We start from the raw sequence: 12,802 nt of genomic DNA, 5'->3' as shown, positions 1-12,802 counted from the left end.
GGATGACTTAAAAAACAAAAAACCACGGGACCCGAAGTCCCGTGGCTTAACACTGCTTAAAAACGCCGGTTAGTGTGCGCTGGAAGTCACCTGACGCCCAACGGTACGGTCCCAGATAACCGCCAGAACCACCATCACCGCGGTCGGCATTAACCAGGCCAGACCCTGTTCCGCCATCGGCAGACGTGCGGTCCAGGCCGGCAGCATATCCGCAATCGCCGACGATTTAATGCCGTCAATGATACCAAACATCAGGCTGATAAACATGGCCGGCGCAATAACGCGGGTCGAATTATGCCACCAGTTGCGGGTAAAGCTTAATACCACAAGTGCGATACACGGCGGATAGATGGCCGTCAGCACCGGGATCGAAATCTGAATCAGATGGCTCAGACCGAGGTTGGAGATCGCCATCGAGAACAGGCCGAGGATAAACACCAGCGTGCGATAGGATAATGGCAGATACTGCGCGAAAAACTCGGCACAGGCGCAGGTCAGGCCAACCGCGGTGACCAGACAGGCGATGAAAATCAGCGCCGCCAGCATGAAGCTGCCCGCGCCACCAAAGGTGTGCTGGACGTAAGCATGGAGGATCGCCGCGCCGTTAGCGGATTGATCCACCAGGGTCGCGCTATCGGAACCGAGACGGAACAGCGCCAGATACAGCAGCGTCAGGCCAACACCGGCCATTAAACCAGCCCACACGGTGTAACGAGTCAGCAGGCGCGCTTCGCTTACGCCACGAGAACGCGCGGCGTTAACAATCACGATACCGAAGACCATCGCGCCAAGGGTATCCATCGTCAGGTAACCGTTGACGAAACCGTTGGAGAATGAGGCGGTACGATACGCTTCCATCGCGTCGCTGATCGGGCCAGCCGGCCAGACAATCGCCGCCACGGAAAGAATAATCAGGGCAACGATTTTCAGCGGAGCCAGGAAGTTGCCCACCGTATCGAGCAGCTTGCCCGGATACAGCGAAACCAGAATCACCAGCGCAAAATAGATCACGCTATAAATCAGCAGCGGCAGCGGGCCGTCGCCGGTCAGTGGCGCAATGCCGACTTCAAAGGAGACCGTAGCGGTACGCGGCGTCGCGAACAGCGGGCCAACGGCCAGATAGCACACGACCGCCAGCAGAATACCGGCGACTTTGCCGATCGGCGTGCTCAGGCTTTCAACACCACCGCCGACTTTTGCCAGCGCCACGACCGTAAGCACCGGAAGACCCACCGCCGTAATCAGGAAGCCAATTGCTGCGGTCCAGACGTGTTCACCAGCCTGTAAACCGACCATCGGAGGGAAGATAATGTTGCCGGCGCCAACAAACAACGCGAAGGTCATAAAGCCCAACGCAATGATGTCGCGCGATTTTAACTGATGGGTCATAAATTCATTACTGCCTGTGGATGTGGTGTTATTAATAAACGGAAATACCGTGCTTTTCCCTGGGGATGATACAGCGGCGATTGCCGGCAAACTCAGCGAGATATGCTCCCGAAGCGGCGTGGGAAAGAATTGTTTTTTGAATTACCACGCAAAAACAGTCTGTCTGCGACTGCATGGGGGGCAATTTAAACGCTTATAACGTTTTAATGCAAGGAGGGATCGCGAAAGCAGATGATTATGCTGACTCTATATTTTTAACCAAAACTATTCACCATATTGGTAGAAAACCCATGGCTAATCATGCGAACAAAAAAGCAACAAGCGTTGATTAATTACGCGGCGCAAAGTGACTGCAAATGAAAATGACCAGCCGAAGCTGGTCATTGGCAAGTAATGCTGACAGACAGGCGGTCAGGCGCTTTTTTTGGCAATTAAACGTTCCGGGAGCAGGAAGCTAAACCGCGTCCCCTTGCCCAGGGTACTCTCAATTTCCAGTCGGCTGTCATGATGATTAACCGCATGTTTGACGATAGCCAGCCCCAGGCCGCTGCCGCCGGTCTGGCGCGACCGGGCTTTATCAACGCGATAAAACCGCTCGGTCAGGCGCGGAATATGCTCCGGCGCAATACCGGGGCCGTTATCCTCGACGCTAAACAGCGCGCCGTGCGGCGCCCGCTGCCAGCTGACGGTGATCTCCGTCCCGGCAGGGGTATGGTTAATAGCGTTATACACCAGGTTGGATATCGCGCTGCGCAGCTGCTCTTCATTGCCGAGCACCTGCAGGCTGTCATCCACCGCGAAATGCAGGGTGTGCTTCTGCTGGCTGAGGGTCTGCGCTTCGCGCTCCACCACCCGCAGCATCATCGGCACGTCAATTTTGTCATTCATCGCCAGGGTTGGCGCGGCTTCAATGCGTGACAGGGTTAACAGCTGTTTGACCAACCCTTCCATGCGCTGAGTTTGCTCGCGCATGGTATGCAGCGCTTTCTCGCGCGTCATCCCTTCCAGCACCTGCTCCTGCATCATCTCCAGATAGCCCTGCAGCACCGTCAACGGCGTGCGCAGCTCATGGCTGACGTTAGCAAAAAAATTACGCCGTGCGCCTTCGAGCTGGTGCATCTGCGTGACGTCGCGCGCCACCATCAGCCACTGTTTGTCGCTGTAGGGCATCACGCGGATCTCCAGATGGCGAGCCGTGTTGAGCACCAGATTGAGAGGTTTGGAGAAGTCCCGGTTTTTGAGGTAGTTAGCAAATTCAGGGTAACGCAGAAGGTTGAGAATGTTTTGTCCGCTGTCGTCCGGCCAGCGCAGATTCAGGATCTGCTGCGCCAGACCATTACACCAGAAGATGGCGCCCTCCTCCGTCGTCAGCACTACCGCATCGGGCAATGACTCCGCCCCGCTACGAAAGCGTTTGATCAGACTGCCCAGCTCGCGTCGGCGCTTTTTATTACGCATCTGCATCTGGTGGAGGCCATACAGCAGCGGTTCCCAGCTGCCGCTTCCCGGCGGCGGCGTCATACTGCGGTCAACCCACAGCCACCATGACAGGCGCATAAGGTTCCAGAAATGCCATATCAGCAGGCCGGTCACCGCCGCCAGCAAAAACCACGGCAGATGACCAAAAATCGCCCCAAGGATCAGGGCCGGTATACAACATAAGAAAAGCTCAAGCGCCAGCCTTTTCCATGACAGCCGTTCCAGCACGGTTCACACTCCTGTCGACATTCAGAAACGAGCGGAGAAACGATACCCCGTGCCGCGAACCGTTTGTACCATCCGGTCATGGCCGCTAAGTTCCAGCGCTTTACGTAGACGACGAATGTGCACATCCACCGTTCGGTCTTCTACATACACGTTCGTACCCCAGACGTGATTCAGCAGCTGTTCGCGGCTGTACACGCGTTCCGGGTGGGTCATAAAGAAATGTAATAATTTAAATTCCGTTGGCCCCATGTCCAGCGGACTTTCACCGGTCATCACGCGATGCGAGGAAGGATCCAGGCTAAGGCCTTGCATTTCAATCACTTCTTCTACCGCCATCGGCGAAATTCGACGCATCACCGCTTTGATACGCGCCACCAGCTCTTTCGGTGAGAAAGGCTTGGTAATGTAATCGTCGGCCCCGGTTTCCAGGCCACGAACGCGGTCTTCTTCTTCACCGCGCGCGGTCAGCATCACCACCGGAATATCCCGGGTCATCGCTTCGCGCTTCAGCTGTTTAATAAACTGCAGACCCGACCCGCCCGGTAGCATCCAGTCAAGGAGAATCAAATCAGGCCAGGGTTCATTGAGTTGATTCACCGCACTGTCATAATCTTCCGCCTCGACGGGCTGAAAGCCGTTTTGCTCCAGAACAAAGCAGACCATTTCGCGGATCGGAGCTTCATCTTCAACGACCAGAATTCTTCTCGCCATTATTTACCCTGTGTTTTTTAGCCATCAGTATAGAGTGCGGCGTCATTATGCGTCAGTTTTGTGACAGATTTATGAAAAAAATGACCGTCTGATGATCGGAGATTTCGAATAATGACAAGGAGTAACCGACAATCCGATCGCTGCTCGGGGAGGCAACCTGAAGGATGAAGAATATATACCCAAAATTATTCGAGTTGCTTGTAGGCAGCAAGGCCGTGACAAATCGGTATTAACCGATTTGAACAGCGCTTGCGCTGGCCCGAAGGGTGAGCCTCATCATCAATGAGGCTCATAATCCCCAGGAGCTTACTCAGGTAAGTGACTGGGGTGACAAATCTGTCTGGAACAGATTTGAACGCTGCGAGCAGCGGCCCTGATAAGGGTGAGGCTCATGGATGAGCCGAATAACGGTGCAGCTAACACCCAAGCAACTTGAAGGATGAAGGGTATAATGCGCTCATGCTTTTTCGTCAGGAAAAAATCATTATGCGCATCATTCATACCTCTGACTGGCACCTGGGTCAGAATTTTTACAGTAAAAGCCGTGCCGCCGAACATTCGGCCTTTCTCGACTGGCTGCTGTCCAACGCCCAGCAGCACGAGGTCGATGCCATCATTGTCGCCGGTGATATTTTTGATACCGGATCGCCCCCCAGCTACGCCCGCGAACTGTATAACCACTTTGTGGTGCAGCTTCAGCAGGCCGGCTGTCAGCTGGTAGTGCTGGCCGGCAACCATGACTCGGTCGCGACCCTGAATGAATCCCGCGACATCCTGGCCTTTTTGAAAACCACGGTGGTGGCCAACGCGGGGCATGCCCCCTTTATCCTGCCCCTGCGTGACGGCACCCCCGGCGCTGTTTTTTGCCCGGTGCCGTTCCTGCGCCCGCGCGAGCTGGTCACCAGCCTGGCGGGACACTCCAGCGGCGAGAAGCAACAGCAGCTGTTAAGCGCTATCAGCGACTATTATCAACAGCAGTATCAGCAGGCCTGCGACCTGCGCGGCGACCGCCCGCTGCCGATAATTGCCAGCGGTCACCTGACCACCGTCGGCGCCAGTAAAAGTGATGCGGTACGCGATATCTATATCGGGACCCTGGAGGCGTTTCCCGCCAGCCATTTCCCGCCGGTTGACTATATTGCGCTCGGCCATATTCACCGGGCGCAGCTGGTCGGCGGCAACGAGCATATTCGCTACAGCGGCTCACCGATCTCCCTCAGTTTTGACGAAACGGGGAAAAGTAAAAGCGTCAATCTGGTGACCTTTACCGATGGCCATCTGACAGACGTGAGCCCGCTGACGGTACCGGTTACCCAGCCGCTGGCGGTCCTGAAAGGCGATTTCGCCAGCATCAGCGAACAGCTCACCCAGTGGCGGGACGCCCCAGCGGACCCCGTCACATGGCTGGATATTGAAATCACCAGCGACGAATACCTGCATGATATCCAACGTAAAATTCAGGCCCAGACCGACGACCTGCCGGTGGAAGTGCTGCTGGTTCGCCGCAGCCGCGCCCAGCGCGAACGGATCCTCGCCGGGGAACGCCGCGAAACGCTCAGTGAATTACGCGTGGAAGAGGTGTTTGAACGCCGTCTGGCGCAGGAAACGCTGGAAGAGACGCAGCAGCAGCGCCTGAAGCAGCTGTTTAACGAAACGCTGCATAGCCTGCACGGTGAGGAGCACCTGTGAAAATTCTGAGCTTGCGCCTGAAGAATATCAACTCGCTGAAAGGCGAATGGAAAATCGATTTCACCGCTGAACCGTTCGCCAGCAACGGGCTGTTCGCGATTACCGGGCCGACCGGCGCCGGGAAAACCACCCTGCTGGACGCCATCTGCCTCGCGCTGTATCACGAAACCCCGCGCCTGAGCAGCGTCTCGCAATCGCAAAACGATCTGATGACCCGCGACACCGCCGAGTGCCTGGCGGAGGTGGAATTCGAGGTCAAAGGGACGGCCTACCGCGCTTTCTGGAGCCAGAACCGCGCCCGTAACCAGCCGGAAGGCAACCTGCAGGCCCCGCGCGTCGAGCTGGCCCGCTGCGACGATGGCCAGATCCTCGCCGACAAAGTCAAAGATAAGCTCGAGCTCACCGCCTCGCTCACCGGGCTGGATTATGGCCGTTTTACCCGTTCAATGCTGCTTTCGCAGGGCCAGTTCGCCGCCTTTCTCAACGCCAAACCTAAAGAGCGCGCAGAACTCCTGGAGGAGCTGACCGGTACCGAAATCTACGGTCAGATCTCGGCCCAGGTGTTTGACAAGCATAAGCTTGCCCGCAGCGAGCTAGATAAACTGCAGGCGCAGGCCTCCGGCGTGCTGCTTCTGAGCGCCGAACAGCAGCAGGCGCTGCAACAAAGTTTGCAAGCACTTACTGATGAGGAACATCAACACCTTAGCGAACAAACCCGCCTGCAAACCACCTTGCAATGGCTGCTTCGCCAGCAGGAGCTGAGCACGGAAGCCACCCAGGCCCAGCGTCAGCTACAGGAAGCGCAGCAGGCGCTGGAGCACGCCCAGCCGCAGCTTTCCGCCTTACTCAAAGCCCAGCCGGCAGAACAGCTGCGCCCGCTGTGGAACCGCGAACAAGAGCAGACCAACGCGCTGGCGCACACCCGCCGTCAGGTGGAAGAAGTAAATACTCGCTTACATGGCCAGCTGCGGCTACGGGCGGGGATTCGCCTTGCCGCGAGTCAACAGCGGAGTCAGTTGCAGACCGCCCAGCACGCCCTCACGACGTGGCTGCAGGAACATGACCGCTACCGCCAATGGGGAAACGCGCTGGCAGGCTGGCGGGAGGCGTTCGCACAGCAGGCCCGCGATGAACAACAGCACGCTCAGCTGCAGCAACGGCTGGCCGAAACCGATCGCACCCTGGCCGGGCTGCCCCCGACCACCCTGACGCTGGATGCCGGAGCGGTCAGCGCCAGTCTGGCACAGTACGCCGCCGCCCGCCCGCTACGCCAGCAGCTTTCTACGCTGCATAGCCGCCTGCTGCCGCTGCGCCAGCGCCAGCAGCAGTTGCAAACCGCCGGACAGGCCCGCCAGCAGGAGCAGGAGAAGCTGGAAACGACGCTGGCCCAGCGCCGTCTGGCCTACAAAGAGAAAAACCAGCAGTTCAGCGATGTGAAAGCCATCTGCGAGCTGGAAGCCCGTATTGCTGGTCTTGAAGAAGAACGCGCGCGCCTGCAGCCCGGCGCACCGTGCCCGCTCTGCGGATCCAGCGAACATCCTGCCGTCGCACAATACCGGGCGCTGGAGCCCGGCGTTAACCAGGCCCGCCGGGACAGCCTCGAGCGCGAGGTAAAACAGCTGGCTGAAGAAGGCGCCCAGCTGCGCGGTCAGCTGGAGGCGTTGCTAAAACAACAGCTTAACGAGAAAGAGGAGCTAGAATCCCTTCTCCAGCAGGAGCAAGCACTTACATCACAGTGGCAGAGCACCGTCAGCGCATTGCACTGTGAACTGCAGCCGCAGGACGATATTCCCGGCTGGCTGGCGGCGCAGGAGGAGCATGAACAGCAACTGTATCAGCATCAGCAGCGGCTGGCCTGCCAGGCGCAACAGCAGGCGTTCCAGCAGCAGTTGCAACAGAGCCAACAGAGCCAGGAACAGCGCCGGGCGCAGCTGACAGCGGAGCTGGTGCCTTTCGCACTCGATCTTCCGCAGGCCGATCGGGCGACGGGCTGGCTGGCGCAGCGGGAACAAGAAACCCGCGGCTGGCAGGAAAAACAGAACCAATCCGTCGCCCTTCAGGAACAGCTTCAGCAGCTGACCCCGCTACTGGAAACCCTACCGGAGTCCGACGAGGCCGCAGAACCGGCAGCGCTCACCGGCTGGCGCCAGGTCCATGACGATTGTCTGGCCCTGCAAAGCCAGTGGCAAACCCTGTGCCAGCAGGAGAGCCAACAGCAGCAGGCGCTGCTGGAGACGCAGAACCAGTTCGCCGCCGCATTAGCCAGCAGCCCGTTTGCCGACCGTCAGGCCTTCCTTGATGCCCTGCTCGACGCCGACACGCGCCAGCATCTGGAGCAACGCAAGCAGGCGCTGGAAAACGCCTTACAGCAGGCCAGCGCGCTGGCCCTGCGCGCCCGCGACACGCTGAATCAGCATCAACAACAACCGCCGGCAGAGGTAGACATCACCCAGCCGCTGGAGCCGGTTCAGGCTCGTCTGCAACAGCTGGCGCCGCTGCTGCGGGAGAATAGCGCGCGTCAGGGAGAAATTCGCCAGCAGCTGAAACAGAACACCGAGAATCAACAGCGCCAGCAGGCACTGCAACAGGAGATCGCGCTCGCCACCCAGCAGCTGGAAGACTGGGGATGGCTGAATGCGCTGATCGGTTCAAAAGAGGGCGATAAATTCCGTAAATTCGCCCAGGGCTTAACCCTGGATAACCTGGTATGGCTGGCGAACCACCAGCTTAATCGTCTGCACGGGCGCTATCAGTTACAGCGTAAGGCCAGCGAAGCGCTGGAGCTGGAGGTTGTGGATACCTGGCAGGCGGACGCCGTTCGCGACACCCGCACTCTCTCCGGCGGCGAAAGCTTCCTGGTCAGCCTCGCGCTGGCGCTGGCGCTCTCCGACCTGGTCAGCCACAAAACGCGGATTGACTCGCTGTTCCTCGATGAAGGCTTCGGTACCCTCGACAGCGAAACCCTCGATACCGCACTGGATGCGCTGGATGCCCTCAACGCCAGCGGAAAAATCATTGGCGTGATAAGCCACGTCGAAGCCATGAAGGAGCGGATCCCGGTGCAGATCAAGGTGAAGAAAATCAATGGGCTGGGCTACAGCCGACTGGAAAAGGCCTTTGCCGTAGAGTAACGGCCTGGCGCGCTTCCCCGGCCCTGTTGCTGGCCGGGGAAGACGCCCGTCATTCGCAGACTACAGCGGCCACAGCCACGCCGCACCGCGCACACCGCTGGAATCCCCATGCAGCGCTTTGCGGATTGGCGTTTCGCATTCGCCGCCAAACACCCACGGTTTCACTAACTCAGGCACCGTCTGATAGAGGCGATCGACGTTGCTCATTCCGCCACCCAGCACGATCACATCCGGGTCGATAATATTGACGATATGGGCCAGCGACTTCGCCAGCCGCGTCTCGTAGCGCGTCAGCGCCAGCCCGGCCTGCGGATCCTGCTCGCTCACCCGCTGCATTATCGCACTGCCCGCCAGCGCCTGACCGCTCAGACGCTGATAATCGGTGGCAAAACCGGTGCCGGAGATAAAGGTTTCAATGCACCCTTGTTTACCGCAGTAGCACGGCACCTCGGCGCGATAACGCAGTTCATCTTCATCCATCCACGGCAGCGGGTTATGGCCCCACTCCCCTGCGGTACCGTTGCCGCCGATGTGGGAACGGCCATTGATCGCCACTCCCGCGCCGCAGCCGGTCCCGATAATCACCGCAAACACGGTCTGCGCCCCGGCGGCGGCACCGTCCACCGCTTCCGAGACCGCCAGGCAGTTGGCATCATTGGCCAGCCGCACTTCGCGGTTCAGCCGCTGGCTCAGATCGCGGTCAAACGGCTGGCCGTTGAGCCACGTCGAGTTGGCGTTTTTCACCACTCCGGTATAGGGCGAAATCGATCCAGGGATCCCGATGCCGACGCTGCCGCGCTCCCCGGTAGCCTGCTCCGCCATCTCCACCAGCGCGGCGATGTTCTCAATGGTCTGACGATAATCTTCCCGCGGCGTGGGCAGGCGGTGGCGAAATAGCTGCTCTCCCCGGTCACTCAGGGCAATGACTTCTGTTTTTGTACCACCCAGATCAATACCAATACGCACTGTAGGCTCCTCTCCCCGATTAACAATGCAAGCATAGCGACAATTCGCTATCATGCCCGCTGGATTTAACGACAACGCCGTGGAAATTATCATGCTGTGGTTCAAAAATTTAATGGTTTACCGTCTCAGCCGCGACATTTCATTGCAGGCCGAAGAGATGGAAAAACAGCTGGCCGAGCTGACATTTACCCCTTGTGGTAGCCAGGATATGGCGAAAACCGGCTGGGTATCGCCGATGGGATCGCACAGCGACGCGCTGACACATACGAACAACGGACAGATCCTGATCTGCGCGCGCAAAGAAGAGAAGATCCTGCCATCGCCGGTGATCAAACAGGCGCTGGAAGCCAAGATCCTCAAGCTGGAAGCCGATCAGGGCCGTAAGCTGAAAAAAACGGAAAAAGATTCGCTGAAAGACGAAGTGCTGCATTCTCTGCTGCCCCGCGCTTTTAGCCGCTTCAGCCAGACCATGATGTGGATCGATACCGTCAACGGGCTGATCATGGTGGATTGTGCCAGCGCGAAGAAAGCAGAAGATACGCTGGCGCTGCTGCGTAAAACGTTAGGATCGCTGCCGGTGGTTCCGCTGACGCTGGAAAACCCGATCGAGCTGACGCTGACGGAATGGGTCCGTTCCGGTACTGTCGCACAAGGTTTCCAGCTGCTGGACGAAGCCGAACTGAAAGCGATGCTGGAAGATGGCGGCGTGATCCGCGCCAAGAAGCAGGATCTGGTCAGCGACGAGATCGCGGTGCACATTGAAGCCGGGAAAGTGGTGACCAAACTGGCGCTCGACTGGCAGCAGCGGATCCAGTTCCTGATGTGTGACGATGCGTCGATCAAGCGTCTGAAGTTCTGCGACGAACTGCGCGATCAGAATGAAGACATCGACCGGGAAGATTTTGCCCAGCGCTTCGATGCTGACTTTATTCTGATGACCGGCGAACTGGCGGCCTTGATTCAAAATCTGGTGGAAGGTCTGGGTGGCGAAGCGCAGCGCTAATCAGCCCTGAGCGCACCCGAAAGATCGGCTAAAACACCTTCCTGCTGCGGCAGGAAGGTGAGTCATTACAGATAGCGGCACAGATAAGAGGTTGCTTCAGCCACCTGCAGATGGAACTCGCTGTTGCCCGGAACATTGAATACTTCACCCGCAGAATAGACTTTCCACTCGGTTTCCCCTGGAAGCAGCACATTCAGCGCACCACTCACCACCGTCATCTCTTCCGGCTGTGCGGTTCCAAAGGTATATTCCCCTTCCGCCATCACCCCGACGCTGGCGCGACCGACGCTGCTGCTGGTGAAGCCAATAGATTTCACTTTTCCGTCGAAGTATTCATTACTTTGAAGCATAAACAAGCCCTTATGATCTTTTGTTGAAGCCTCAATATAGGGGGCGCTCCTTGCCCCTGTCACGCAAAATTACGTGCGCGCAGCATGTTAAATTAATAGTTCTGCCGCCAGTCGCGAAACCAGCACATTTGACAGCAAAACCGGGACATTCAGCGCTTTTTGCAATACGTCCCGATGATGCTGATGGTAGCCCAGACAGTCCAGCACCAGCACATCGGCCCCCTGCTCCAGCAATTCCCGTCCGGCCATCAGCAAATCGCTATCGCTGCCGCCGATCGGGTTGGCTAACGCGTAGTAAGGTGCGTTTTCCAGCGCCAGCCACTTTTGCTGCTGCATGGGCAACACATCCTCGACCGGCACAATCACCCCGACCTGATGGCCCTCAACGATCGATGCCACCAGCGGCGGAATAATCCGCTGCGGTTCCAGTAAAATAGCGTTGCGCGCCGTCAGGCCGCTGAGCATTTCTGAACTCAAAAACAAAATCACGTCATATTCTTGCCGGTCGAGCATGGCGATCACATGCTTTAAATCCCGCTCGACCTTCTGGCGCGAAACCTCCGCCAGCTGGTTATCATTCAACAGCGTCAGCAGACACTCGTCGCCGGAATCCACGGCGTAATCTTCCATTACGTCTTCACGTGTCATTTTGCCTAACAGGCTAATATGTGTGATCTGATCTTCCCTGATATGTTCGGTTAATAGCGGCAGAACTTCTCCTACCGGAACCACGCCAACGCTTAAAATTGCCATCGTTGTACTCATATCACGTACCTTTTCACCACCACTGCTTCAGCACAGGCTTACCGCAAACCACATTCGCCCCCTTGTTGGCTAAAAATCAACCGTTCAGAAGCGTAGCAGCTTACTCCCCATGCGGAGTGTAAAGATTGAGACGCCTTCAGCGCGTTGCTGAAAAATCCGCGTCTTAGGTATTCATTAACCCTGCTGATGAATGAAAAATGTGACAGATGCCCGGTATTCTGACTGTCAGAAAGGATGCCGGGTCTGGAGATAACCAAACAGAGGGAAGCGCTGTCGCCGCGGCGAAGGCCTGTGGTTCGAAATGGCTTATTGCTCGCGTGCCGCCTCGGCGCACGGAGTCTGCGGGAGAGCAGAGAGCGGGTGCAGCGTCGCCAGAATTTGCCTGACGACCTCATCCGGCGCCGCGGTGGCATCGATAATATGGTGCGCGGTTGCGCGGTACAGCGCTTCTCGTTGCGCCAGCACTTCACCGACTTCATCACGCACCGGCTTGCCGGTCAGCGTAGGCCGCTGTTCCGCTTTGGGGTACGCTTCCAGCCTGTCGATCAGCGCCGATACCGAGGCCTGAAGATAAATCACCACGCCGTTTTCCCGCATAAACTGCCGGTTAGCTTCAGCCAGAACAATACCGCCACCGGTCGCCACCACCGTTTGTGGCCGGGTGACCGCTTTCAGCGCCTCGGACTCCAGCTCACGAAAACGCGCCCAGCCTTCTTGTTCAACGATAGCCGCGACCGTACGCTGTTCACGCTCCTGCAGCGCATGATCGGTATCGGTAAACGGGTAATTACACGCCCGCGCCAGCGCATGGCCGACCGTCGTTTTACCGCAGCCGCGTGGCCCGATGAGAAAGATTGGCAGTGTCATTACCGAAGACCCCCTGGTTCCGCGTTTTGGCGGGAAAATGAATGCGAAAAGTCAGCCATGATACCTGCAAAATCGCCCAACCATAACCGTAAAATAAACGTTACGTTAAAATAACACACTCCTTTCAGCGCTCATGGCGAAAGGATTTGACGTGTAAACCTATCATTGCATTATGTGTTATTCCATATTTACTTGCTGTTGCGGATTATTTTTCCGCCGTTAGC

General features: G+C 57.6%; 10 protein-coding genes. 3 read left to right on the top strand and 7 right to left on the bottom strand.

Annotated elements, in window-relative coordinates; translation table 11 throughout:
• Nucleotides 1-69: 69 nt before the first annotated feature.
• From brnQ to phoB, 3 genes are all read right to left on the bottom strand, one after another.
• Nucleotides 70-1,389, bottom strand: coding sequence for a branched-chain amino acid transporter carrier protein BrnQ (gene brnQ, locus EDF82_RS11290; RefSeq protein WP_123755655.1), 1,320 nt, complete (start codon nt 1,387-1,389; stop codon nt 70-72).
• Nucleotides 1,390-1,800: 411 nt separating this feature from the next.
• The gene (gene phoR / locus EDF82_RS11285) at nt 1,801-3,096 is read right to left on the bottom strand and encodes a phosphate regulon sensor histidine kinase PhoR (protein WP_123755654.1); all 1,296 of its coding nucleotides are present in this window, start codon (nt 3,094-3,096) and stop codon (nt 1,801-1,803) included.
• A 21-nt stretch (nt 3,097-3,117) separates the two neighbouring features.
• Nucleotides 3,118-3,807, bottom strand: a complete 690-nt coding sequence (gene phoB, locus EDF82_RS11280; protein ID WP_123755653.1) for a phosphate response regulator transcription factor PhoB — start codon at nt 3,805-3,807, stop codon at nt 3,118-3,120.
• A gap of 486 nt (nt 3,808-4,293) precedes the next feature.
• On the opposite strand from phoB, the gene sbcD reads away from it, so the two are divergent.
• Together sbcD and sbcC are read left to right on the top strand one after the other, a co-directional pair.
• Complete coding sequence (sbcD, locus tag EDF82_RS11275) at nt 4,294-5,496, top strand: exonuclease subunit SbcD (protein ID WP_123756216.1); 1,203 nt, start codon at nt 4,294-4,296, stop codon at nt 5,494-5,496.
• Entirely contained in the window at nt 5,493-8,627 is a 3,135-nt protein-coding gene (sbcC, locus tag EDF82_RS11270) for an exonuclease subunit SbcC (protein ID WP_123755652.1), read from the top strand. The genes sbcD and sbcC overlap by 4 nt, the downstream gene beginning before the upstream one ends.
• 60 nt (nt 8,628-8,687) lie before the next feature.
• On the opposite strand, the gene mak is transcribed toward sbcC, so the two are convergent.
• Entirely contained in the window at nt 8,688-9,593 is a 906-nt protein-coding gene (gene mak, locus EDF82_RS11265; RefSeq protein ID WP_174508203.1) for a fructokinase, read from the bottom strand.
• Nucleotides 9,594-9,684: 91 nt separating this feature from the next.
• Between mak and rdgC the strand changes: the two genes are divergently transcribed.
• Nucleotides 9,685-10,596, top strand: a complete 912-nt coding sequence (gene rdgC / locus EDF82_RS11260) for a recombination-associated protein RdgC (RefSeq protein ID WP_123756215.1) — start codon at nt 9,685-9,687, stop codon at nt 10,594-10,596.
• 65 nt (nt 10,597-10,661) lie between these two features.
• Here rdgC and ppnP read toward each other — a convergent pair whose 3' ends face one another.
• The 3 genes from ppnP to aroL form a co-directional block, all read right to left on the bottom strand.
• Nucleotides 10,662-10,946 (bottom strand): pyrimidine/purine nucleoside phosphorylase, encoded by a 285-nt coding sequence (gene ppnP, locus EDF82_RS11255; RefSeq protein WP_123755650.1) that lies wholly within the window; start codon nt 10,944-10,946, stop codon nt 10,662-10,664.
• Nucleotides 10,947-11,033: 87 nt separating this feature from the next.
• The gene (locus EDF82_RS11250) at nt 11,034-11,711 is read right to left on the bottom strand and encodes an AroM family protein (RefSeq protein WP_123755649.1); all 678 of its coding nucleotides are present in this window, start codon (nt 11,709-11,711) and stop codon (nt 11,034-11,036) included.
• Nucleotides 11,712-12,017: 306 nt separating this feature from the next.
• The gene (aroL, locus tag EDF82_RS11245) at nt 12,018-12,578 is read right to left on the bottom strand and encodes a shikimate kinase AroL (RefSeq protein WP_123755648.1); all 561 of its coding nucleotides are present in this window, start codon (nt 12,576-12,578) and stop codon (nt 12,018-12,020) included.
• Nucleotides 12,579-12,802: the final 224 nt, after the last annotated feature.

This window comes from Klebsiella sp. BIGb0399, assembly GCF_003752615.1.
Taxonomy (GTDB): domain Bacteria; phylum Pseudomonadota; class Gammaproteobacteria; order Enterobacterales; family Enterobacteriaceae; genus Klebsiella; species Klebsiella lignicola.
The sequence above is the reverse complement of the archived record's forward strand: the minus strand, read 5'-3'. Positions and strand labels throughout refer to the sequence as shown.